16 protein-coding genes and 1 pseudogene are annotated in these 23,579 nt (G+C 70.9%); 6 read left to right on the top strand and 11 right to left on the bottom strand.

Annotated features, from left to right (window positions below; translation table 11 throughout):
* Positions 1 to 244: 244 nt before the first annotated feature.
* The gene (locus tag WMF19_RS47285; RefSeq protein WP_437896347.1) at positions 245 to 643 is read left to right on the top strand and encodes a hypothetical protein; all 399 of its coding nucleotides are present in this window, start codon (positions 245 to 247) and stop codon (positions 641 to 643) included.
* A 302-nt stretch (positions 644 to 945) separates the two neighbouring features.
* Positions 946 to 1,098 (top strand): annotated as a pseudogene (locus WMF19_RS47280) (fuconate dehydratase); the annotation flags it as partial.
* Positions 1,099 to 1,105: 7 nt separating this feature from the next.
* On the opposite strand, the gene WMF19_RS47275 reads toward WMF19_RS47280, so the two are convergent.
* Together WMF19_RS47275 and WMF19_RS47270 are read right to left on the bottom strand one after the other, a co-directional pair.
* Complete coding sequence (locus tag WMF19_RS47275; protein ID WP_272096021.1) at positions 1,106 to 1,669, bottom strand: hypothetical protein; 564 nt, start codon at positions 1,667 to 1,669, stop codon at positions 1,106 to 1,108.
* On the bottom strand, positions 1,666 to 2,274 hold the full coding sequence (locus WMF19_RS47270) for a hypothetical protein (protein ID WP_437896346.1): 609 nt from the start codon (positions 2,272 to 2,274) through the stop codon (positions 1,666 to 1,668). Before WMF19_RS47270 ends, WMF19_RS47275 begins: the two co-directional genes overlap by 4 nt.
* A gap of 1,246 nt (positions 2,275 to 3,520) precedes the next feature.
* On the opposite strand from WMF19_RS47270, the gene WMF19_RS47265 reads away from it, so the two are divergent.
* A complete protein-coding gene (locus WMF19_RS47265; protein WP_437896345.1) occupies positions 3,521 to 5,848 on the top strand; it encodes a LysM peptidoglycan-binding domain-containing protein in 2,328 nt (775 codons plus the stop codon).
* Between the two features lie 36 nt (positions 5,849 to 5,884).
* On the opposite strand, the gene WMF19_RS47260 is transcribed toward WMF19_RS47265, so the two are convergent.
* The 4 genes from WMF19_RS47260 to WMF19_RS47245 all read right to left on the bottom strand — a co-directional run bounded on the left by WMF19_RS47260 (position 5,885) and on the right by WMF19_RS47245 (position 12,605).
* Positions 5,885 to 6,730 carry a hypothetical protein gene (locus WMF19_RS47260; RefSeq protein ID WP_437896344.1) on the bottom strand — a complete coding sequence of 282 codons (846 nt, stop codon included), beginning with the start codon at positions 6,728 to 6,730 and terminating at the stop codon, positions 5,885 to 5,887.
* Positions 6,731 to 7,100: 370 nt separating this feature from the next.
* Entirely contained in the window at positions 7,101 to 8,465 is a 1,365-nt protein-coding gene (locus tag WMF19_RS47255) for a prolipoprotein diacylglyceryl transferase family protein (protein WP_437896343.1), read from the bottom strand.
* Between the two features lie 16 nt (positions 8,466 to 8,481).
* Positions 8,482 to 8,967 (bottom strand): hypothetical protein, encoded by a 486-nt coding sequence (locus WMF19_RS47250; RefSeq protein ID WP_437896342.1) that lies wholly within the window; start codon positions 8,965 to 8,967, stop codon positions 8,482 to 8,484.
* 2 nt (positions 8,968 to 8,969) lie between these two features.
* Positions 8,970 to 12,605, bottom strand: a complete 3,636-nt coding sequence (locus WMF19_RS47245; protein WP_437896341.1) for an eCIS core domain-containing protein — start codon at positions 12,603 to 12,605, stop codon at positions 8,970 to 8,972.
* Between the two features lie 412 nt (positions 12,606 to 13,017).
* On the opposite strand from WMF19_RS47245, the gene WMF19_RS47240 reads away from it, so the two are divergent.
* The 3 genes from WMF19_RS47240 to WMF19_RS47230 all read left to right on the top strand — a co-directional run bounded on the left by WMF19_RS47240 (position 13,018) and on the right by WMF19_RS47230 (position 18,061).
* Positions 13,018 to 13,686 carry a hypothetical protein gene (locus WMF19_RS47240; RefSeq protein WP_437896340.1) on the top strand — a complete coding sequence of 223 codons (669 nt, stop codon included), beginning with the start codon at positions 13,018 to 13,020 and terminating at the stop codon, positions 13,684 to 13,686.
* A 375-nt stretch (positions 13,687 to 14,061) separates the two neighbouring features.
* A complete protein-coding gene (locus WMF19_RS47235; protein WP_437896339.1) occupies positions 14,062 to 15,885 on the top strand; it encodes an eCIS core domain-containing protein in 1,824 nt (607 codons plus the stop codon).
* A gap of 25 nt (positions 15,886 to 15,910) precedes the next feature.
* Positions 15,911 to 18,061 carry an ATP-binding protein gene (locus tag WMF19_RS47230; RefSeq protein ID WP_437896338.1) on the top strand — a complete coding sequence of 717 codons (2,151 nt, stop codon included), beginning with the start codon at positions 15,911 to 15,913 and terminating at the stop codon, positions 18,059 to 18,061.
* A gap of 197 nt (positions 18,062 to 18,258) precedes the next feature.
* Here WMF19_RS47230 and WMF19_RS47225 read toward each other — a convergent pair whose 3' ends face one another.
* From WMF19_RS47225 to WMF19_RS47205, 5 genes are all read right to left on the bottom strand, one after another.
* The gene (locus WMF19_RS47225) at positions 18,259 to 18,756 is read right to left on the bottom strand and encodes a hypothetical protein (protein ID WP_437896337.1); all 498 of its coding nucleotides are present in this window, start codon (positions 18,754 to 18,756) and stop codon (positions 18,259 to 18,261) included.
* Entirely contained in the window at positions 18,746 to 21,109 is a 2,364-nt protein-coding gene (locus WMF19_RS47220) for a glycosyltransferase (protein WP_437896336.1), read from the bottom strand. Before WMF19_RS47220 ends, WMF19_RS47225 begins: the two co-directional genes overlap by 11 nt.
* Positions 21,106 to 21,522: a hypothetical protein gene (locus tag WMF19_RS47215; protein ID WP_437796706.1), complete on the bottom strand. Its 417-nt coding sequence runs from the start codon at positions 21,520 to 21,522 to the stop codon at positions 21,106 to 21,108. Before WMF19_RS47215 ends, WMF19_RS47220 begins: the two co-directional genes overlap by 4 nt.
* Before the next feature lie 14 nt (positions 21,523 to 21,536).
* The gene (locus tag WMF19_RS47210; RefSeq protein WP_437896335.1) at positions 21,537 to 22,046 is read right to left on the bottom strand and encodes a hypothetical protein; all 510 of its coding nucleotides are present in this window, start codon (positions 22,044 to 22,046) and stop codon (positions 21,537 to 21,539) included.
* A 71-nt stretch (positions 22,047 to 22,117) separates the two neighbouring features.
* A complete protein-coding gene (locus tag WMF19_RS47205; protein WP_437896334.1) occupies positions 22,118 to 23,527 on the bottom strand; it encodes a hypothetical protein in 1,410 nt (469 codons plus the stop codon).
* Positions 23,528 to 23,579 lie beyond the last annotated feature (52 nt).

Genomic DNA, 23,579 nt, shown 5'->3' with positions numbered 1-23,579 from the left:
GTCCCCCTTCGCCGAGGACCTCGCGTAGTCCTCGGCGACGCGGAGCCTCGGGGCCTCGTCCGTCGCGCCGAGGCGGATGGCGTCGAGCCGGCAAGGGCCGTTGGCGCCCCGCGGGAGATCGAGCGCGATCTTGAGCCGCAGGTCGTCGTACTCTGTCTGGAGCGCCGCCACCAGCTCGGCAGGCAGCTCGAAATCGACGCGTGTGAACCGACCTGCCGCTCCCCGGGGGAGCGCGACCTCCTGGATGAACCGGCGCTCGATCCCCTGGGAGGGCAGCTCCACGAACAGGTGGACGTGCCCCAGCGGCTCCGCGCCGGACGGCGCCTCCGGGAGCGACAGGCTGATGGAGAAGGTGGAGTGGACCGCCGCGAGGGTGCTGAGCGGCGCGCTCACCAGCTCGTGGTACCCGCTGCCGGGCACCTCGAGGCTCTTCTCGCCGTGCGCGCGCTGGTCGCTCGCCTGCGCGGCGCCGCCGTCGAGCGTCCACGCGCTCGCGTCCTCGAACCCGAGGATGCTCTCGTTCGACGGTCGCGCCGCGCCGGCGCTCGGCGCGCCGCCCGGAGCGACGCTCGTGCCATCGCAGCTGCATATCAATGCTGCGACGGCGACCCATCGTCCACGTTTCATATCATTCTCTCGCTGATGCCCGAAGATTGAACCGAGATGGAAGTCGGCAGGTCCACGATGGAGGGCATTCAGCGGGCGTGCTGTATGACGTGCCTGTCGCTGTCCTGTTGGACGCCGGCCCGCGTGACGGGCGTGCACCGGGCGCCAGGCAGGCATGGCAATGCTCCTGCCCGCCGGTTCCGCGCGCGCGGCCATGTGTTTCGGCCGGCTTCTCTCGCGACGGCGGCCGCGAGGTGGCGCGATGTCACGGTGCGACGGCCCGCTGTCACGTGACAGTGTCACGTGACAGTCACGGGACAGGAGCCGGCCCGCCGCTCCGGCCCCCTCCACCTGGCGACGGCCGCTGTCGTCAACGCCGCCTGGGATCTGTGGGCGAAGATCGCGGGCAAACCGCTCTGGAAGCTCCTCGTGGACATGACCCCGGAGGAGCTCGTCCGCTGCGTCAGCTTCCGCTACATCATGGATGTGTTGAGAGCTCTCACAGCGGCTCGATGCTCAGAAGATCGCCCGCCAGGTGATAAACGCGGTAGTGAGCGCCGTGCGTCGTGAGCTCCCACGCTTTCTGCGAGACGACGAAGGCGACTCCGCCGATCGTGTAGCGCCATTGGCTCGGCATGCCGCCGCGGCCGTCGACGTGCACCTTTTGGAGCGGCCCCTGGGCGACCAGCGCGGGGCTCTGGGCGTACGCCTTGCGCCTCGCGCTGACCTTCCAGAACGTCAACAGCGCGCCGATACCGAGCAACCCGCCCAGCACGACGCCGCCCCCGCCGAGCGCGTAGAGCCCGTTCATGTCGGTGTCGGAGATCGGCTTCGAGTAATCGTCGTGGAGGTACAGCGCACCTCCGACGCCCCCGGCGGCGACGAGTAGCCCGAGCAGGAGCAAGAACACCCCGCAGCCGATGCCGGAGCTCTTGCCGCGCTTGGCCTGCGCCGGATGAAGGCGCCCTTGCCGGTTCATCTCGAGCTCTTCGAGCGTGAAGCCGTGGGCCGCTCCGAGGTCTCGGAGGTACGCCTGCCGCGGGTCGGAGGGCGAGGCCATCATGCGAACCTCGAGTGACCCAGGGCGACCAGGGCGTCAATGGGGGCTTCGAGCTCGGCGGGCTTCAGCGGCTGACCGCCGTAGGAGAGACAGAGCTCGCCGTTGTCATAAGAGAGCCCGATCTGATTCATGGGCAGCTTGAGCAGCGCTGCCTTCACCGCCGAGTTCATGAGCGCACGAGAGAGGGCGGGCGAGTCGCTCCTGAGCGAAATCATGCGATCGAAGTTCGGGTCGCCCGTCGGCACCAGGTGGTACTGCGGGCCACCCGCGCCGCGCGTGATCTGGAGCGAGAAGCGATGCGGCGCCGGATACAACGAGCGCGCATAGAAGGCCGTGGAGGTGGTTCTGGTGTTGCCCACCATGCTCCAGCTGGAGATGACGCGGAGCGGCACGTTCTGCACGGCGCCGGTGAGCGACTTGACGTGGCGCTGTGACGTGAGCGCGTTGCCCTCGTTCTGTTGATCGAAGGTCAGCCCGTACCTCGTCGCACAGTTCGGCCAGACCGCGTCCGTCGCGCGCGAGAGCTTGATCGCGCTCGCCACGATCGCGACCAGGACGAGGGCGCCCGCCCCGAGCCCCAACCATTGGAGAAGTTCATACGTGCTCATGTCGTGTTCGCTATCTCGGAAAGAGATTACTCGCCTTTGGATAGGCGCGACAACGGGCCGCTCTCGCGCCGCGAAGTTCCCTGCGGTGAGGATACTCACCACCGATCACAAGAAACGACGAAACACGGTCCACCCACCCTTCGGCGTTCCGAATGAACGTGTTGCGATGATCAAGATTCAGCGAAGCGGGACGGGTGGGTCGTGGTCGGGAGGAGCGTGCTTTCTAGAGGATAGCCCACGCGAAGCCATTCCGATCTGTCAAGAATTTCCCGCCAACGAACGGCAGTTGACATAACGTGAAAGTACAGATCCACTGATCCGCCTACAAAAACCGAGAGATCCAACGAGCTCACTCGGCCATGTAATATTTCTTACACCACGCTGAAGAAGACCCGAGCCGGGGTGTGCGATGGTCGGCCTGCGCGCCGGAACAGCGGCGTTCCGGTGCCCGATGGATCTGGAGTTCCACCAGCTCGACCCCGAAAGCTGTGGCGTGAGCGTGGTCCCTTCGATGCATGGCTAAATTGTTGATATGGCGTTACTTTTTCAGGGGGTGTCGAATCGCATAGAAGAAATGTTCGGTCAACACGGGGGGAGGTCCCGCAATTGGGGCTTGATGTTTCCGATACGCTTGGAGTTCCTTCTCCCCGCGTTACTCGTTCGTCCTGGTCTTCGACCGGATCCTTGCGCGACCACGCATTCCCGCATGACTCGGGCTTGTCGTGCAGCGCTCGGGCGGACCGCTGCACCGGCGGCGGACAGCGCTCTCGACAGGAACATCGCCGTGGGCATGCCCGTCCAGAGCTGGTAGGGTCCGAACAACCACGACGAGGAGAGCTCCTCCATGTTCTCGTTCGACCGGAAGCCGCGTCCATCTTTGGCGCCTTCTCCTGCCGCGAAGCCTGCGTCGCAGCGCCAGGTCAATGCGCCGCCGATGAACCCGCCCTGGTTTCGGCTGGCCACGTCGAGCAACGCCGGAGCGGCGACTTCGTCCGAGCTGACCGAAGCGAGACGGCGCGACTTCGAGCCGCGCTTACCCGCTCTTGCAAGCGCTCCCTGGTCGCGCGTCGCGCGCGCTGGTTCGGAGACAGAGGCGGAGGCCGAGGCGTCTCAATCTGTCACACCGGGACCTGTCGCACCGGCTCCCCGGTTCGATTGGGCCCGCTTCGCCGTCAGGCCGCCGCCGATCCAGCGGAAGGCGACCGTCAGCTCCCCGGGAGATCCGTACGAGCGCGAGGCGGACGAGGTGGCCGACAACGTGATGCGGACGGCGGAGCCGGGGCCCAGCGACTCGGCACCTGTCTCGATCCAACGTAAGTGCGCGGCGTGCAAAGACGAGGAGAGCACGACGATCCAGACCAAGCGCGCGCCGTCGGCGGGCGCCGGAGCCGGTCTGGACACCGGGGCCGCGGTGCGCGCGGCGGAGCGCGGCGGACAGCCGCTGCCGGCCTCGCTCCGCGCTTGGTTCGAGCCGCGCTTCGGGCGCGATCTCGGCGGGGTTCGAGTGCACACGGACAGCGAGGCCGCGGACGGGGCGCGGGCGGTGCGGGCGCGCGCGTACACCATCGGGAGCGACATCGTGTTCGGCTCCGGCGAATACGCGCCCTCCACGGTGGAGGGCCGCCGGCTGCTCGCGCACGAGCTGACGCACACGATCCAGCAGCGCGCCCTGCCGAGCGGCGGTGGCCCTGGCTCAATCCACAGGCTCATCCAGCGCTCGTGTCACACGGTGGCAGCCAAGGAGACGATCTACGGGATCGCGTCGAAGTACGGTGTCACGGAGGAGGCGCTGCTCGACGCCAATGGCCTGAAGGCCACGGACACCTTGTCGGTCGGGAAGACGCTGGTCGTGCCCGACGGCAAGCCGTGTTCGCACACGGTGGCGTCGGACGAGACGCTCTACAGCATCGGGCGCATCTACGGCGCCACGGTAGACGACATCAAGGCAGCCAACAAGCTGACCAGCAACACCATCGCCCCGGGGCAGGTGCTGACCATCCCGGTCGCGGGCGGCCCCAGCTCGGTGAGCTACACGGTGAAGGCGAAAGACACGCTCTACTCGATCGCCAAGGCGCACGGGGTATCGGTGGCCGATATCCAGAAGGCCAATGGAATGACCGGGACCGACGTCGCGATCGGGCAGACGCTCACGATCCCCATGGCGGGCGGCACGCCGGCGCCGGCCAAGCCGCCCGCGACACCGGCGGCGACGCCGGCCAAGCCGCCGGCGACACCGGCCAGTCCGCCCGCGACGCCGGCCCCGACCAAGCCTGCTGCGACGCCGGCCCCTGCGAGCACCTCGACCGATTCCGGCCACGACCCGGGCAAGGACTATGCGAGCGGGGTGATGCGCGAGGACAGCTTCCTGCGCAAGTCGGACAAGGCGACCTATCAGGTGTCGGGCGGCGTCAGGCTGTTCTTCCAGACGGGTGACACCGTGACGCTCAAGGCGAGCTCGGCGGACTGGATCGAGGTCGAAGGGCCGGTGTTCAAGGCGGGCAAGCCGGCGGTCGCGGCGGGGACGGGCAAGGGCTGGATCATGCGCGCCTGGACCTCGATGACGATGGGCGACTACAAGGACGTGCCCGTCGACGATCGCACGGAGGACTACGGAAAGCTCGCGTCGGGCTCATTGCCCAAGAAGGATGTGAACAGCGTGATCCTGCACCAGACCGGCAGCAGTTCGGGCAGCAGCACGCTGGCCGGCTACAGCAGCCGGATCGCGGCGAAGCAGACCATCGGCGCGCACTACCTGATCGACGAGAACGGGAAGATCACCCTGACCGTGCCGGTCGACAAGAAGGTGTCACACGTCGGCAAGACCAAGCCGGGATACGACACGTCCAGTAACTCTCACGCCATCGGCATCGAGCACAGCGGCGTCGAGGACGCCCTCGATCTGCCGTCGAGCTCCAAGGACACCGCCACGATCACCGCGAACCGCGCCGCCATCAAGGCGATGGAGCTGTCGCCGAACCTGAAGGCGCGGCTGATCGCCATGAAGGACGCGGAGCTCTACCAGGTGGCGCGCGACAACAGGGACCCGGATACCAAGGTGAAGAAGTGGTACCTCTACGGCGACATCAACGCGGCCCAGAAGCGCTCGTCGTTCGTGCTCGCCTCGAAGCTCATGGCAGACTTCGGGCTGGCAGAGAAGGATCTGCTCCCGCACGAGACGGTGTCGTGGAAGACCATCGGCGAGGGCGAGAACATCAAGGAGTACCTGGCCGCGCGCATCGCTTATCCGGGCCTCGTGATCAGCCTCAGGAAGCTGGTGAGCGGGGACGCCAAGCTGGCCGCGGACGTCACGCTCGCCAAGATCGTGGCCGACGAGGAGACCACGGTGGTGGCGCTGGCGGTGGACGCGACAGCGACCGAGAACACGGCGCTCGCGACAGAGAAATCGGGCGGCAAGGGGGGCGTCGCCACCGCGCGGGAGGCGCTGCGGACGGCCTTCTACAAGAAGTTCTGGGCCCGGCACACGCAGCTCGTCGACCTGGTGAAGTTCCTGGGGGCGTCGGGCTCGAGCAAGCCGGCCGAGCTGGCCAAGAAGCTCTCCGCTTGGGTGACGTGAGCGGGCGCGAAGCTCACAGCGCCGGTGCAGGCGCTGTCAGTGTGCGGCGCCGTTGAGGTCGGCGCCCGCGAACAGGAGCTTCGCGACGTATGGGCGGCCTTCCCAGCCGCGCCACGTCTCCTGGATCAACACCGCCACACGGGTGTCATGGGGGCTCCGAAGGTAGCCGGGAGCGGTCACCTCCAAGGGGCCGATGCTCGGCGTCCCGGTCTCGTCCGGCGTCTCCGGCGACCCGCTGCGGTGAATCGTCGTGGTGCCTCGTGGGGTCGTGATATCGACTCGATAGCTCGTGATGTGGGCAAACCCGACAGGGGAGTCATCGCCGACCGTGGTGGTGTGGATCTGGACGCGCGGCCCACCGCCGTCAGAGGTCGAGAACGGCCGCAGCGCGGGCTCGTTGCTCCGGACGATACCGAGCTCGTGCAGGCGGGCGGAGAGCATGCCGCCGCGGGCCCGCCACACAGCCTGCAAGCTCGTGAGCTGATCGGGATCCCCCTCGCGGATCTCTCCGGATTCGTAGCGGTGCTCCCACGTGATCCGATGGGTGGCCAGATCCTGGACGATCAGGTGGAAGAAGTAACATCCACAGGCTTCGTCGGGTGGCTCGTAGACATAGGCGAACAGGCCGCTGCGCGACCAACCCAGAGGAAAGACGCGGCCCGGGAGGAGCACCGCGTTGGGGCGCTCGAACTCGGCGAGATCGGGGACGATGAGCTGGACGGGTGGCTGGGCGTCTTCGGGGATGCCGACCCGGGCGGGGATGCTGGCCTGGACGGAGGACGCCGCGGGCGGCGCAGGCTGGCTGCCGTGGCAGGACGCGCACCCCACCAGCACCAGGGCCGTCACGAGGGCCGGGCGGGCACACCCCGCGAGGGACTTCATTCCTTCAGGGTATCCGATCCGCGGCGCGCCTGCACGCGCGCGCTGAAGACACCCTATCTCTTCGGCCTGCTCGGCGGCTGCTCGCAGGTGTTCTGCCACGCGCAGTGGTACCTCGACTGCGAGGGCGTCGAGAACCTCGTGCACGGCTTCCGCCACGGGATCCAGGAGCGGGGGCTGCCGCGCGACGCCTACAGCGATCGTGGAGGTGCCATGAAGGCCGCCGAGATGCGGGAGGGGCCCGAGCGGCTCTGCATCGTGCACTATCTCATGCTGCCGAACAGCCCTCATCAGAACGGCAAGCAAGAGCGCGCAGAGCTCGTTGACCCGCGCTCGGGCGGCCAAGGAGAGGCCGGCCAGACGACGCGCCCGATCACCGCTGCGCGTCACCTTCAGCTTCGGCGTCGAAACCGCGCGACGCGCTCGAGAAGCGCCCTCGCCGGAAATCGACCTCCGAGCGCGACGACGGCCCCTGACGCCCCGGCTCCGGCGTCGCCCGAGGGCGATCGGCTTCAGCGGGCGGCGCGGCTTCGGCGAGGGCATCCTCAGGGGCGCGCTGCGCGTCGCGGGCGACGCGGAAGTAGAGCGCCCGCTCACGCGGCCTGTCGTCCGCCAAGAGCCGCGACGTCACCCTGGTCACGAGCAGCCCGCCCTCGATCCAGCGCGTATGGTCGGGCGAGAGCCCCGGGAAGGCGCGCGCCGCGAGCGCGCACACCGCCTGGAGATCGCGCCGCCCTCTCGGGACATGGAGCGACACGAGCCGATCGCTCGGCGCGTCGCGCGGCGTCGAGACGACGACCGACACCCCCGCCGACGTACGATGAAGGCGCGGCGCGTCCGAGCCCTCCGCCGACGCCGCGAAGTCGCGCACCTCGGCGACGTGCGCCGGCGCGAGGAGCACCCGCGTCGGGTCGGCGGCGATCCGGTACGCGAGCACGAGGGCGAGCAGCGCGACAAGGCACGCGGCCGCGGCGAGCATGCGAGCATCGCGGGCGCCGGCGGCGCCGTCGACGAGCACGACGGCGAACGCGAGCTCTGCAATCGCCATCCAGCGGCTCGCCGAGAATGTGAGGAACGTCGGGCGCTCGTCGCCGCGCAGCCCCTCGAGGCCGAACCGAAAGACGGCGTACGATGCGAGAAACCAAGCGAACACCCGCCCTTCGGCGGCGAAGGGGAGCCCGACGAGCCCGACGAGCCCGATCGCGACGAGGCCGGTCGCCTCGAGGAGCTGCACAGGGAAGAGGCGCACACCGACGAGGTGCTCCGGCAGGCCGCCTTCGGCGATCGATGCGTCGTAGACGATGCCGACGGAGCTCGGGCGGCCGTGGCAACAGCCGACGACCAGGCAGCCGAGCCGCCCTGACGCGAGGAAGAAGGCGAGGCCGAGGCTGACCGCGTCGAGGTAAGGCAAGACGGGCGCGCCCATCGCGTGGAGCGTCGCCGCCGCGCACGCTTCGGCGATCCAGACGTGCTCGAGGAGCACGAGCGTCTCGCGTCCCGTGACCGCGCGACGGATCAGCGCCCATCCGAAGAACGAAAGCGCGCACGCCGCCGAGACCGCGAGCGCGACGAGGAGCGAGCCGGCGCGAAGCACCGAGACGCCGACCATGACGACGAGCGCGAGGTAATAGCCGGCGATTCCCAGGCTCCGGAACGCGGGCACCTCGCGCGCATGGCGGCCGAAGACGACGCGCGGAAGTCGATCGAAGCTCGCGTTCAGGAAGGGCACGGATGACACGGCAGCAGCGTGAGCGTCACGGGAGGTCGAAGTCGCACGCGACGGCCCATCCGTGCGCCTCGGCCCAGGAGAGCGCCCGGCGGACGTCATCCAGATCGTCGATCACGCGGAGCAGGCCGTGGCCGCTCCGCACGAGGACCAGGCGACCCGCGCTCTCGACGCAGACGCCGGCGTCGAGGAGCGGCTCGGCGGCAGGGCGGAGGGGGCGATCGGCGTCGTCCACGCACGCGCGCAGGCGAGCGCCGACGTCGCCGACCAAGGCGCAGAGCGGCGAGAGCTCCGACGCGGCGAAGCGTCGCTCCTCGGGCTCCGCAGCGTCGTTCCGCTCGATGAGCGCGCGCGCGACCGGGTGCAAGCGGCCGAGCGCGTCGGAGAGGTCGAGCGCGTCGTGGACGCGAGCGCCGCCCCCGTCGACCACCCTGGGAATGCCGTCTTCTTCCGGCAGGCGGGGCGGCGCCGCCCCGCCCGGCGGCAGGAGGAAAAGAGAGAGCTCGATCGCCATGGCTAGTACCGTCCCGAGGTGATGAGCTGACGCTCGACGAGGAGCTGCGCCAGATCGCGTATCTGGGTTCGTCCGAATGGCACCGCGGCCGTGTAGCCCCTCCCCCCCTGGGGCCCGATCGTCTGCTCCGCCGCCGCGCCGCCGGGCGCCTCGGTCAGCTGTCCCGTGAGATCCACCTCGGTCGCGCCGTCCAGCGCGGTGACGCGGGTTATCCGAGCGAATGCAGGTCGACCGTCGATGGTGACCTGCGGCAGCCCGGCCGCGGTCGGGCCGCGAATGACGGCGAGGGCGCTTCGATTCTGAGCCGCTGCGTCGGCAGCCTGGTTACGGCCCGCCTTCACGTTGGCCACGGTGTGCACTTCGATCGAGGTGCCACGGGAAATGACAGCGGCGTAGTCGAGCTCGGTGATGTCGGTGTTCACGAGCGGGCGCCCGTTCCTCCGGGCGAACGGCGTCGTGCCCGCGGCGTCGGTGAACGCGTCCCCGACGAACCGGATCCGGCGCAAGATCCGGCCTCCTGGTGGCACCGTCACGCGGACGCGCGCCAGCCATTCGGTCACGACCCCCTCGAACTGCGGCGCGCTCCTGGCGTCGAGCCACTCGGGCGAAGTGAGGATGCCGGCGGTCTCGAGCTGCGTCGTTTCGGTGACGAGCGCGGGGTCGGCGGCCGCGCGCAGGCGCCCCGTCCTGCTCAGGTCGAGGAGGAGCTCCTGGGCCGACGCCCGCGCCCCTGGGCGCGCGAGGAGGTCTCGCACTTGGCGCCGCACCTGCGTGAGCGCCCACGCGAAGTCCCGCGTCGGTTCGCGCGCCAGGTGCTCGGTCATCATGCGGAGCAGCATCCGCTGCGCTTCCGCGCGAGTGACCGAGAGCTCGGTGAACAGCAGCTGGACGTCGGCGCCCGTCGGGTCGATGCGGATCTCGCCGGCCGGGCGCTCCCGGAAGAGGATGGGGCGCTCGCTCCCGAAGGTTGCCTCCACCGTACGCAAGCCCGTCGCCGGATCTTGCGTCCTCGTGACGATCGCGCCGGCGGCCCTCAGCGCATCGTAGAGCAACCCCGTCGTCCCTGACGCGTACGTGTGGCTGCGCGACCCCGCGCGCTCGAGCGCGACCGCCTCCGGGATCCCGAGCGCGCTCGCGAGCAGCTCGGAGCCCGTCGCGTCGGCCATGTCGCGGATCGTGTCGAGCTCGTTCCGCAGGTCGTCGAGGTTGAAGCGCCGATCGGCCTGCACCTCGCGCATGAGCGCCTGGAACTCGCGCTCGAGCGCCTCCAGGCGGCCGCGCGCCGCCTCGATCTCGGCGTCCGGCGCCCCGCGCTGCTCGAGCGCCGCGATCTCGGACTGCAGGCGCGCGCGCACCGCCTCGAGCCCGGAGAAACGGAGCCCGTACGCGTCACGGAAGCGGCGGAGCGCGGAGTCGGGCCGAGAGGCCGTCCAGCGCTGCACGACGCGCAGGCCGACGGAGAGCGCCACCATCGTGAGCACGTTCTCCGCCGTCATCTGGCCAAGCTCGGCGCGCGACGGCCACCGGCCGCGCTCCGCGCGGAAGCGGAGGATCCCGTACCCCTGGAGGATCGGGAACGGCGTGACGAGGTGAACCGGTCCGGAGAGCACCTCGAGCTCCGCGGCGCGCAGGCCGCGCGTCGTCGCGGCGCCGGTCGCGCGGAGAACGGTGAACAAGCCTGCGTTCCACGCCAGATCGCGGAGCACGCTGCCGAACGTGGGTCGGTCTCCGAAGAGGAAGGTGTTGAGCGTCGTGTTCACCCCCGTGAACACGAGCGTCTCCAGCGCGACGGTGCCGGCAAAGCTGAGCGCGCCGCGGACCGTGATCCCCGTCGCCGCGGCCCGCGCTCCGCCGGCGAAGATGCCTCCGACGCCGCCGGTCGCGAGCGCCGCGATGTACGCGACCCCGATCCGCGCGATGAGCTGCGTCGTGCCCATCATCCCCGGGAGCGCGCGGTAGAACGTGTCGAGGTGCTGGTCCTCCCGGACGCTCGTCACGCGGGCGCGCAGGTCAGCGACGTTCCCGGCGTAGAACGCGAGCCGGATCGCCTCCATACGATCACGGATGCGGTTCATCGCGCTGACGGTCGGTGTGTCCAGCACCCCCGGGCGGTTCCGGAGCATGAACTCGAACGCGCGGAGATAGCGGTCGTACTGCTCCATGCCCTCGAGTCCGAGCTGCACGAGCTCGGCTTCGCTCGCGAGGGTGGACGCGGACGTCGACGCCGTCCTGCGCGCCTCCAGCGCGTCGAGGCGCGTGCGCATCTCCTGCACCCAATCGCCGAGCCGCTGCGACGGGAGCAGGTGTTCCCGGTTGCGCGCCGCGTGCCGCTCGATCGCGTCGAGATCCACGTTCACGAGCGCGCGCGGCAGGCGCTGCGCCGCGGCTTCCGCGGCGTTGAAGGTGGCGCGCGCGTCGGCTGCGAAGAGGTGGCCGAGCGCCTGCATGTAGCTGGCCCGCACCGCGGACACGGCGCCGAGGTGCTCCGAGCGGCCCGCGAGCGCGCGCTCCTGCTCGTCGAGCAAGGGGAAGATGGCCTCGAGGCGCTCGAGGATCTCGAGGGCGGTGCGGACGCGCTCGGCGTCGACCGTGCCGCCGACGAGCTGCGTGCGCGTGCGCGCGACCTCGGTTCGCGCTCCCGTGATCGCCGTCGCGAGCGCGGCGTCGGACGAGCGCTCGCTCGCGAGGCGATCGAGGCGCTCCGCGACGAGATCGAGCTCCGACTGGAGCGCGGTGAGCCCCTGGGGGGGCGTGGGCGCCGCGCTGGACCCCGGCAGCGAGACCGCCGGCTGCGCTGTCCCCGTTGCGGCGGTCCCCTGGCTCGACCCGACGGTCCCCTGGCTCGACCCGACGGTCCCCTGGCTCGCCGCGGCGTCGGGGACGCGCGCGGGCGGAGCGCTGGTGGCGGTCGCCTGGCTCGCCTCCTCGTCGGCGTCGCCCCCGCAGCGGTGCAATCCGAGCGGGCTCACGAGGCGCGGGCGCGGGCTAGCGCGCGCGTCGTCCAGCGCGGCGGCCGCGACGCCGTGCTGCTCGGCGTGCGCGTGGAGCTCCGCAAGGCTCGCGTCGCCCGTGCTCAGCGCGCGTCGGCCAAAGAGGCCCATCGCCGTGCGATCCGCGTCGCGCTCGAGCGCCGCGGCCCCCGCCGAAGCGCCCCGGGGCGACGGCCGCTGCTGCGCGGCGTGAGCGAGCTCATGCAGGAGGAGGAGGTCGCGCGGGATCGCCCGCGGCGACCCGAGCACGATGTCCGACCCGAAGGACAGCGCATGCGCGCCGTGCCGGGCGGCGACCGCGGCGGCCGCTGGACCTTCGTGCACGCGGATATCGGCGAGCGGCAAGCCGAGATCGCGCTCCACGTCGCCCTGGAGCGCCGACGCGACCGGCCGCCCCGGTCCGAGCGTCGCGAGATCGCGCGGGACGGCCGGGCCCGGGCCGGGCGGCGTATCGAGCGCCCCGCTCGCGCGCCACCTGCGCACGGAGAGGCGGATTCGCTCATCGACGGCGGAGAGATACCCGTCCAACGTGGGCTCGCGGGGTCGCGCGTAGACGCGAATGGCGCGCTCGAGATGCTCGTCGGACGCGTTCACGTAATACGCGAGCCACGCCTCGATGAATGGACACCCCTCCGCGGTTCGCCCCACGTCGCGCAGCTCGGCATCTGCGGCGGCGCGGACACGGGACTCCAGGCGACTTCGAAAGCCGCGCATGTGCACCGGCGAGACGACGGCGTGGGCCTGTGGCGACGCTTCGGGCGTCTCGGCGCCTACACGCGCGCTCCTGACCTGCGTATCCCGCGCGTCGGAGCGCGCCGCATTGGCCGCTGTTATCGTCTCGCGCACGCGGATGCAGCATAGATCACCGCGTCGGCCCTCGCGAGGACAAAGGCCGGCTCCCGGCGCGGGATCGCGCCATAGCCACATCCGTAGGAGATCCGTACAGGCAAGGCGTCGACGAGCACGCGCGCGCCTTTCCTTGATGGATCGGGCGTTTGCGCGCCGGCGCCTGGAGCCGCGTATCCTCGATGCGCGCAGCGCCGCTGGTGTGTGTTCCACCGTGATGGTACAACGCGCGTCGATGGGGAGGGCGGCGTGGGGGACGCACTGCGCGTGGACGCTCGTTATCGCGGGCAGCGCGCTGTCGTTCGCGTGCGGACAAGCGCGCGAACGCACGCCGCCTGGGGCGCGGCCGCCGGAGCCGTGCACGCTCGAGCGCGTGATCCCGGAGATGCTCTCCGGATCGGAGCCTGAGGCGCGCGGCGCAGCGCAGGAGCTCCGCGACGACGCGCGCCGCGGCGTCTGCGGCCATGCCTGCGCCGAGCAGACCCGCGCACGCATCCTCGACGCATCGAGGGCGCGGAGCCCGTTCGTCGCTGTCTGGACGGGCAACTTCACCGATGGATCCGGGCGGCGCTTCGCGGTGATCGGACGAGGCGCGGGGGACTCGTACCGCATTGCATGGCTCGAATATCGGCTCGCGAGCGGGTCCGACGCGCACGGCGCGCAGAGGGGCCCGAGCCACGAGCGGATCGTGGCGCGGGACTGCTCGACCCTCGTCGATCTCCGCGACGAATGCGGTCCGAGCGGCATGCACCGCCTTTGTCAGAGCGCGACCGCGAGCCGCGCCGAGGTCCTCGACCTCGGCTGCGTCACCGATACCGAGCGCGCGATCTGCGACCAGCCCATCGCCGGCCCGGAACCGGAACCGGAACCGGAGAAAGACTAGCGCATATCGCGCGTCGACATCGGTCTGATAGGCTGTTACCGTATCTTCATGTTCGATGTCCGAGAGCTGGCTCGAGGAATGCAGCCCGCGATCGCGAATCGCGCGGTGCGCGCGCAGCCCCCCCTCTGGCGGGCGCCGTCTCCGGGAGCGACCCGAGGCGTGAGCGCGGCAGGGATGGAGCCCGGGGCCATCTCCGCGGCCCCCGTATGCGGCGAATGCTCTCGACAGCACTCCTCCTCGGCGGCGCCGCGCGGCGACACGCCCTCTCCGCGTGCGCCCGGGGGCGTCACGCTCGCGCGGCGCTTCTCGGCTCCGCCGTCTCCCGCCAGCGAAGGCGCCACGCGCGCGGTAGAGCCGAAGCTGAGGGTGGGCTCCGTGGACGACCCGCTCGAGCACGAGGCGGATCGGCTCGCGGACGCGGTCATGCGGATGCCGGCGCCTGCCCGGGATCCGGCCGCGCCGCCCGCGCGCGGCGAGAGCGCCGCGGCGGAGCCAGCGCCCGTCATCCGCCGCAAGTGCGGCGCATGCGCCGCGCACGAGGAGGAGCAGGACGGGGTCGTCCTGACCAAGCCGGACGCGCGCGGGCCGGCGGCCGCGGGCGCCGGCGCGGCAGCGGCGGCGGTCGCGGAGGGCGGAGCGCCGATGTCGCCCGGCGTCCGGAGCTTCTTCGAGCCGCGCTTCCAGCGCGATTTCTCGCGCGTGCGCATCCACGACCACGCGCGCGCGGCCGACGCGGCGGACGCGATCCACGCGCGCGCCTTCTCGCTCGGCGACGACATCGCCTTTGCGCGCGGCGAGTTCGCGCCGGCCACACACGAAGGAGCGAGGCTCCTCGCGCACGAGCTCGCGCACGTCGTCCAGCGACAAGGCGGCGCGGGCCGCGGCGTCATCACCCGCCAGGCGGCCCCGTTCCGACAGAGGAGGTTCCAGGATCGCTCGGGCGGCGGCACCACGGACTTCGTGGAGACCGTCCAGAGCGCGCCCACCCGGTCCGGGAACACCATCTCGGGCACTGTCCATCGGGAAGAGTTCGCGCCCGCGGTGGGGAGCGCTCCGCAGCAGAGCATCAGCCAGGGCGAGGTCGCCGTGCAATTCGACGCGCAGACTTGCCAGATGAGGCTCCCGTACAAGTTCAACTTCGTCCAGCAGGCGACATCGGGGACCCCGGGCATCTGCGAGGAGCCGGCCAGCACGACCGCGGTGACCCCGCTCTCCGCCGCGCGGGTCCAGGAGATCGGGCGCGAGTACGTCGCCGCGGTCAACGCGGGACTGCGCGACCAGTTCACCGCGCGGATCACGGGGTGCGAGAACAACTGCGCCAACCGAGACATCGAGATCGTCCCCGCGGCGACGCTCGATGCCTCGAGCCCGAACAGGACCGTGAACGTCGTCAATCGCGGCGGGCGCGGCGACGCCGGCACGATCTGCGCGCGGGACATGAACACCGGATTCGTCGTCCACGAGTCGGGCCACCAGCTCCTCGGGATGGGGGACGAGTACCGCGAGGACGATCCCGCGGTGCGGCAGCGCGTCCCTCAGTGGGCGCGCGACGAGCGCGTGCGGACCGACCTGACGCAGCTGGGCGACCGCCATAGTTACGGTCGCTTCGCGCAGTACAACGAGCGGCACTTCCGTTTTGCCCAGCTCTTTCTGGAGGCCGCGTTCCCCGGGTGCTCCGTCGCGCTCAACGGGATCACGCGGCGGTCGCCGGACTACCGGCTCGACTTCCTCGCCGGCGGTATGCTTTTTCCCGGGGGCAGCGCGATTGCGCTCGGTGGCGCCTTCACCGTCGGGCTTCCCCTTACGCGCCAACGCCAGCTCGAGCTGCGCCTCGGCGCGCAGGGCATTTATCTCTCGACCCTGGCCCCGCTCTATCGGGAAGCGCTCCTGCTCGGCGCGACGGCAGCGCTCGAGTGGCGCACATCGCCGGCGAACTTCGCCGCCACCTTCGGCCTCTTCGGGACCGGCGGTGTCTACCATCAGTTCCGCGACGAGACGACCGATCCGCGAGCGCCCGTGCCGGCGCGAACGTCCCCGTATGCCGAAGGCGGGCTCTCCATTGGCCTCACCTCGGGCATGCTCCCGAGCATGCCCAACATCGACCTTCAGGTCGAGGGCGCGCTCGGCCACGAGATTCGGGACGACCCGGCGGCGATGCGCTGGTTCCGCTTCGGCGCAGCCCTGAACTTCACCTTCTGAGGCACGGATCCTCTCGAGCGCTTCGATGATCGCTTATTCCTCTTCGCGCGAGCACCTGCTCGCTGAGATCGATCGGATCGACGCCATCATCCGTCTGTGCGTCTGGCGCGCGCGCCAGGCGACCGGCTCCGCGGAGCTGCTCCAGACCACCGGGGGCGCGCTCGATGACCTCCTCTCCGGTCCCGGCGGGCTGCCGTCGTGGAGCTCGTCCCGCGCGGAGCCGACCGAGAAGTGGTCCAGCGGCTGGGACGCGATCTGCGCGGAGCTCCGCGAGCGACGCGAGGAATCGCTTCGATCCGGGGTCCCTCTCCGCTTCGTCGAGCTTTGCAGGCGCTTCGGCCTGACGCCGCTCGACGCCGACATCGTCCTCTTGTGCCTCGCCTCGGAGGTCGATCTTCGCTACGAGGAGGTCTTCGCGCTCCTCCAGGGCGATTCGACGCGTCGCCGCCTGAGCGTCGATCTGGCGTTGAACCTGCTTTCGAGCTCGCTGGAAGAGAAGCTCGACGCCACCTCGCGCTTCTTCTCCGACGCGCCGCTCGTCCGCCACGCGATCGTGCGGCTGCTCGGGGACGACGGGCGCCTGCACGCGCCATGGTTGGCCTCCACGCTCAAGCTCGACGAGCGCATCGTGCGCCACCTCTTCGACTCCGACGAGGTCGACCCGTCGCTCGCGCCCTTTGTCCGTCGCGTCCGGCGCGCTCCCCGGCACGAGCCCGCGTTCGCGGCCGCGCGCGTCGACGAGCTCGCGCGTGAGCTCGCGCGCTGCGGCGGCGTCGCGCGGTCGCTCCTCGTGCACCTCCGCGAGCCATGCCACGGTGACGGCCTCGACGTCGCGAGCGCCGCGTGCGCGCGCGTCGGCCGCGAGGTGCTCGCCGTCGACGGCGAGCACCTCGCGGCGCTCCCCGACCCTCCGGCGGGGCCGCTGTCGCTGCTCCTGCGCGAGGCCGTCCTGCGCGGCGCGGCGCTCTTCCTCGGCGACGCTGGGGCCAGGATGCCGCGCATCCTCGAGGCGCTCGCCCGCGAGCTGCCGCAGCTGCCAGGGGGGCTCGCGGTCTTCGTGTCCCGCGACGCGCCGTGGGAGCCGGAGCCGTCGGAGCGCGTCGACTTCGTCGAGATCGACGTGCCCACGCCGAACGGCGTGGAGCGCGCGGCGCTGTGGCGAGAGGCGCTGCCCGGCTTCGGCGCCGAGATCGACGCAGTCGCGGCCAAGTTTCGCTTCAGCGCCGCGCAGATCCGGGGCGCAGCCGCGGGCGCGAGGCGCCGCGCGCGCCTCCGAGGGGACGAGGACGCGCCCGCGGTGGACGACGTCTACGACGCGTGCCGCGGCCGCTCGAGCCACGCCGTCGACCAGCTCGCGCGGAGGATCCGCCCGCGTTATCGCTGGGATGATCTCGTGCTCGCGGAGGACGCGGTACGGCAGCTCCGCGAGATCTGCGATCGCGTGACCCACCGAGGCCGCGTGCTCGACGAGTGGGGCTTCGCGGGCAAGCTCTCGCTCGGTCGCGGGCTGAACGTCCTGTTCGCGGGCCCCTCCGGCACGGGCAAGACGATGGCCGCGGAGATCATCGCGGGCGCGCTGCGGCTCGATCTCTATCGCATCGATCTCTCCTCGGTGGTGAGCAAGTACATCGGCGAGACCGAGAAGAACCTGTCGCAGATCTTCGCGGCCGCCGAGACGAGCAACGCCATCCTCTTCTTCGACGAGGCGGACGCGCTCTTCGGGAAGCGCTCCGAGGTCAAGGACGCGCACGATCGGTATGCCAACATCGAGACGAGCTACCTGCTCCAGCGGATGGAGGAGTACGAAGGGATCACGATCCTCGCGACGAACCTGCGGAGGAACCTGGACGACGCATTCGCGCGCCGCATGGCGTTCATGATCACGTTCCCGCTCCCGGAAGAGGAGGAGCGCCTCCGCATCTGGCGACAGGTCTGGCCCATCGATACCCCGCGCGACGCGGAGCTCGATCTGGCGTTCATGGCGCGTCAGTTCAAGTTCTCGGGCGGCAACATCAAGAACATCGCGGTCGCCGCGGCCTTCCTCGCCGCGAGCGACGGCGGGATCGTCACCATGCGGCACGTGGTCCGCGCCACGAAGCGCGAGCTCCAGAAGCTGGGCCGCACGCCGGTGTCAAACGAGTTCGGGTCCTACTCCAACGACGACGCGGAATCATGACGGCGTGCAGCTCCGGGTCACGTCTCCTCCGAAGGAACCCCCGATGTCTTGTATCTCCGTCATCGAGCAAGGCCTCTCCGGACGGAGGACATCCTTGCTGTCCTACGGATGAACGCGAATGCTCAGGTCAGCAGCCCGCGCGGCCCCGAGGCGCACGCGCCGCGCGCTCGGTCACGACAGGCGTGCTCGCGCTCGGCTCACCCGGCCGCGACGCGCAGCACGTCGGACCGGAGGTGGAGAAACGACGCGTGCACATAGCGCACGAACGGCGCCTTCAGGCCGAAGAACGCCGCCAGATCGACCTCGGCCTCTGCGCGGAACATCCCCTGATCCAGCACGGGAGCCTCGGTGCGCAGCGCGCCGGTCGCGAGGCTCCGGCAGGCGGGGGACGCCGACGCGGGGTGGATGGCTACCACGAGCGTGGCGGCCCACGGGGCGGCGGCGAGCCGCTCGCCCATGGAGCTCGGATATCGATAGCGGAGCGCGAGCACGGCGCCCCGCAGCGCGGCCTCGAGGACAGGCGCCGCGCCCGCGACGCCCGGTGCCGGAGGGGCGGCCTTCCCCGCCGCAGGCGCGCCCCTCGCCCCCGCGATCGCGCCCCCCGCCCCGGGCGCGCCGCCGCAGCCGCCGAGCGCCACGAGGCCGGCCCCCGCGGTGACCTGCGCGATGAACGCGCGCCGCCCCTCACTCGCCATGCGATGGCCCCTGGAGCCTGCGCCTGCGCGCCTGCCCTACCAGCATCCGCGCCGGCGTGATGCGGCCCAGCGCCGCCGCGCTCTCCTCCGCCGTCGGGCGCACGGGGTGACCCGGCGGGAGCTCGGCGACCATGCTCTGCCACAGCGCGAGCGCCCGGTGCTGGTAGATCTGCGCCAGGCTCGAGCGCGGCGAGAGGAAGCGCTGGCCGAGCACCATCGCCCTCTCGAGGAACGCGATCGCCTCGTCGTCGCGGCCGTCGTTCAGGAGGTGGAGACCCTCGTTGTACCAGGGCATCGGATCCGCCGGATCCTCCTCGCGCATGCGCTGGTTCGCCTCCAGGTAGCGCGACAGCTTCTCTTCCATGACGCCGTCGTCCTTCAGGAAGCCGTAGTGCTGGATCTCCACGCCGGACGGGCGAACGACGAGCTCCGGGTGCCGGTCGAGGCTCGGCTGCACCGTCTCGTGGACGGCGCGCCCGTACCGGATCCGCGCGTCGTTGCGGAACAGCCGCACGGCGATCGTCATGACGGGCGGGCCGTCCTTCTGATGATTGGCGATCTCGAACGAATAGGCATGGACGTCGAGGTCGTCCATGAGCCGCACGACGCGCGGCAGATCCCAGTGCGCGAGCTCCTCGTCCGGGTCGAGGCTCAAGATCCAGGGCCGCGTGGCCATCTCCAGGCCGACGTTGCGCACCTCGGCCAGGTCCAGCCGGTCCGTCCGGTGGACGCGAATCCGGTCGGTGAACCTCCTCGCGATCTCGACCGTCGCGTCGTCGCTGCCGTTGTCGACGACGCATATCTCGTCGACGAACGGCTCGAGGAACGCGAGGAACCGCTCCAGCCGCTCCGCCTCGTTCCTCGCGATGATGCAGAGCGATACGCCGGACGCGGGCGCATACCTGCGCAGCGTCACCGTGTTGCTCACGAGATCGGCCAGCTCGGGGGGCGCGCCGGCGCGCGGCGGCGTGGACGGGTCCGGCCGCCCGTGGAGCGCGATCCGCGCCTGCCGTGACGCCTCGGTGTCGTAGCCGAGCCGCCGCACGCGGACGTCGGTGAAGCGCCCGCACCCGTCCGGCATCTCGGGGATGCCGCCGCCGGGCAGGCCGCCCCCGGCCCCCCAGGCGACGCGCAGGCCCGGCTCGTTCCGGTACATGCGGTAGCCCGACATGGCCCCGAGCGCGCCGTCCGCCCGGAAGTACGTGCGCGTCGGCTCCCAGAACGTGTACCAGTGGAAGCCGAGCGCCTTGATGTGCGGATCGGCGAGCTGCATGAGGCGCTCGGCGCGCGCGCGGTCCATCTCGAACACCTCGTCGGCGTCGACCGCGATGATCCAGTCCGGGGAGAGCTCCGCCGCCATCTGCAGGGCGCGGTCGCGATCGCGCCGTTCATCGACGATCGACGGCAGCTCCGTCCGCTCGTACCTGGCCACGGTGGGGTGCGACCGCGCGATCGCCCCCGTCCCGTCCGTCGATCCGTCGTCGAGCACGACGATCGCGTCGGCGAACCGCGCTGTCGCGTCGAGGCTCTCGCGCAGCGTCGCCTCCGCGTCCCTGACGCGGTACGCGGCCACGAGCCGCGTCTTCCCGGCGCGGCGGGCGCGCCACTTCTCGAAGAAGAGCTCCGCGCCCCCGAGGCCGCCCTGCGCGCCCGGGAACGCCTTGCTCAGCGTGGCGCTCCCCTCGTGGTGCACGTACACGTCGCTCGCGATCATGCACTCGAAGCCGCGCTCCTGCGCCCGCAAGGCGAGGTCGGCGCCCTCGTGGCCCACCGGGAAGAAGCGCTCGTCGAGGCCGCCGATCTCGGCGTAGACCTCGCGGCGCATCATCAGGCAGAAGGTCGAGAGGGCGAACGACGGCGCCCACCGCCGGCGGAACGCCTCGCGGTGCTCGGCCGCGAGCTCGTTCAGCGCCTCCGGCTGGAACGGCGGCGGGTTCTGCACCTTCTGCGGGCCGCGCGCGCTGTTCGTCACGGGCCCGACCAGCCCGACGCGCCGCGCCCCGGGCACGGCCCGCGGCGCCTCCTCCATGCACTCTCGCAGCCCCTCCAGCCACCTCGGGGTCACAACGACATCGTTGTCGAGGAACACCAGGTACTCCCCGGCAGCGACCTCGAGTCCCCGGTTCGCGCCGCCGGCCAGGCCGAGGTTCTCGTCCAGGAAGACCGTCTTGGCGGCGTCCCCGAGCCGGCGCGCGACGTCGGTGAGGTAAGCGGGGGTGCCGTCCTCCGAGCCGTTGTCGACGAAGACCACCTCCGCGTCCGAGGGGAGCGTGCGGAGGAGTGCGTCCACACATCGCGCCGTGTACTGGAGGTTGTTCCACGTGACGACGATAACGGAATAAACAGGCGTCATCGGGCACCGGGCGGGGCCATGAGGCGAACCACGTTGGAGACGTACTGGCGATACGCCGCGTGCAGATAGAACGCCCCGACCCGGGGTGCCAGGACGATCTCGCACCGGAAGCTGCCCACGAGGTCCGCGCCCACGTCGTCGATGTCGTCCGGGAAGACGAGCCTCGGCCCGAGCAGAGGCACCGTGACGCCGCCCTGCGCGGGCGCGTAGATCAGCGTGAGAAAGACGCCGCGGAGCACCTCGGCGCGCTCGACCTCGATATCGACGGCGGGCACGCGCGAGCTGCCGTGGACGACGTGGACGAGGGCGCCGCCCTCGACGAGGGGCGGGCCCGGCTGGGCGAGGACGACGCCCGCGCCGGAGGTCGCGGGCGTCTCCGCGGTCAGGCCGAAAGAGACGGATCGGACGAGCATGGGTTCACCGCCGGTCAGAATTCGATGGCCTTCTTGTCGACGAGATCGATGCCTATCACGTTCGACACGTAGTTCTCGAGGACGAGGTACACATAGACGCTCGGCCGGTAACGGGGCACCGCCACGGCGCAGGGGAAAGCGACGGTGACGTTGAGCCAGGCGCCCTGATAGCCCTCGGACGCGAGGCTCCCGCGGCCCGGCATGGGCAGCGCGGGCTCGGCGAGCTGGTTCGGGCCGTCGCGCTCGCCCGCCGGGAACTCGATGAACGTGTTGCGCGCGAGCAGTGCGCCGCCGTCGGCCTGCTCGATGTCGTGGACGACGAGGACCATCGACTCCTCGACGTCGCGGTAGCGGCTCGCGACGGCGTCCGGGAACAGGAACGACGCCGAGACGTCGAGCTCCACCGTGCCCGCCGCGAAGGACACCCGCGAGATCGCGAGTCGGATGGCCTCCTTGCCGGCCGCGATCTCGGGCGAGCCCGCGTGGGGGGCGAAGCCAAAGGGTGTCCGGGGTTCGATGTCCATGGGGTCCTCTCGACGTGGGTGCGGCGCGGGGCGCGGGGTCGAGGGAGCAGCGCGCCCCCCGCCCGCGAGGTTCAGCCAAAGTGGTTCCAGTTGCGGGAGGTCTGCGCCGGCGTATCGAGGCGCACGCGGCGGATGCGCGGTGCGCACACGGGGCAGAAGACGCCGTCGTCGCGGTTGCTGTGACCGGCGTGGTAGATGGTGCAGAGCCGCCCACCGAGCGCGGGCCACCAGTCGTACCGCTGGCCCGACGTTGTGGACGGGTCCGGCGTGAGGCCCGCGTTCGTGTTGCAGTGCGGGCCCTGCCCGCCGAACTGGTCGGTGTACCAGCGGGGGTTGGCGAGCTGCGTGGCGAGCGCGACGCCGGTCGCGCTGTACTGCGGCTCCTGCCGGACGGTCTGCCCGATGCCGTGCCCCATCTCGTGGACGAAGGTGCCGAGGACCGCCGTCTCGCTCCGGCCGGGGCCCGTGCACCCGACGACGCAGAAATTGCCCCAGCTATAACCGTTGATCGAGCTCTTCCAGATGAACGAGAAGGTGAGGTTGTACGTGTTGCCCGGCGTGGCGAGGTGGGCCGTGAGGCCCGGCAGCGTGGTGAGGTTCCAGTTGACGCGGTTCGGCGACCCGGGCGTGAAGGTGAAGTACGCCCGCACGTCGGTGGCGCCGGCCGCCGGCCACGACGCCTGCGCCGTCCACATGAAGTTGTTGCCGTTCGTGGGGTCGCGCCACACGGTGCGGAACGTGGTGATGCTCCCGACCGCGTTGTTCGCCGTGGGGAACGCGCGCCGCTCCAGCTGCGTGTAATAGCAGTTCGGCACCAGCAGGAAGGCCATGTGAAGCGGCTTGTCGGTCAGCGTGCCCCCCCCGGGGGGCGCTCCGCCGACGCGCAGGTTGAGCAGCGCGTTCGGGCCGCCGTTCATGAACGGCCAGTCGAAGGTCGGCGAGCTGACCGCCTGCTGCGACAGGCTCTGGAAGTCGACGCGGGCCGAGTCCACGGTCGCGAGCGCCGGGAGGACCGCCCTGCGCTCCAGCTCGATGAAGTGCCGCGCGAACTCGCCCACGAACCGCGGATCGATGTTGTTGTACGTGGCGAGCGTCTGCGCGCCGGAATACCAGACGGTATAATAGAGCTTTCGCCACGTCTGGAACTCATCCGTGGCGAGGAACTGCGCCCGCTGCCCGTCGCGCGACGCCTTGATCGTGTACTTGTCGCCGCCGATGTGCGTGAACGTCAGCGTGTTGTCGAAGTGGTGCCCCATGCCGACCGTCACCCCGGGGGCCGCGCCGTGCGCGAGCCTCGTGCGCTCGGTCAGCGACTGGAATGCGAGGCTCTCGTTGCCCGGGTCGGGCTCGATCCACCAGTCCACGCGATCGCCGGGCGCGACGTTGGGCACCTGGTTGGGCGTGACGCGCAGCTGCCGCACAGGACCGTTCACGCCGGTCGCGGCGACAGGGAGGTTCACGTATTGCTTGATCGTCGGCATGCGAGAGCTCCAGGACGAATCAGCGGGGAGTCCGGTCCATCAGCTAGCGCGG

This window comes from Sorangium sp. So ce124, assembly GCF_051525235.1.
Lineage (GTDB): Bacteria > Myxococcota_A > Polyangia > Polyangiales > Polyangiaceae > Sorangium > Sorangium atrum.
Note: the sequence above shows the minus strand (reverse complement) of the source record. Positions and strands in the feature narration are given on the sequence as shown.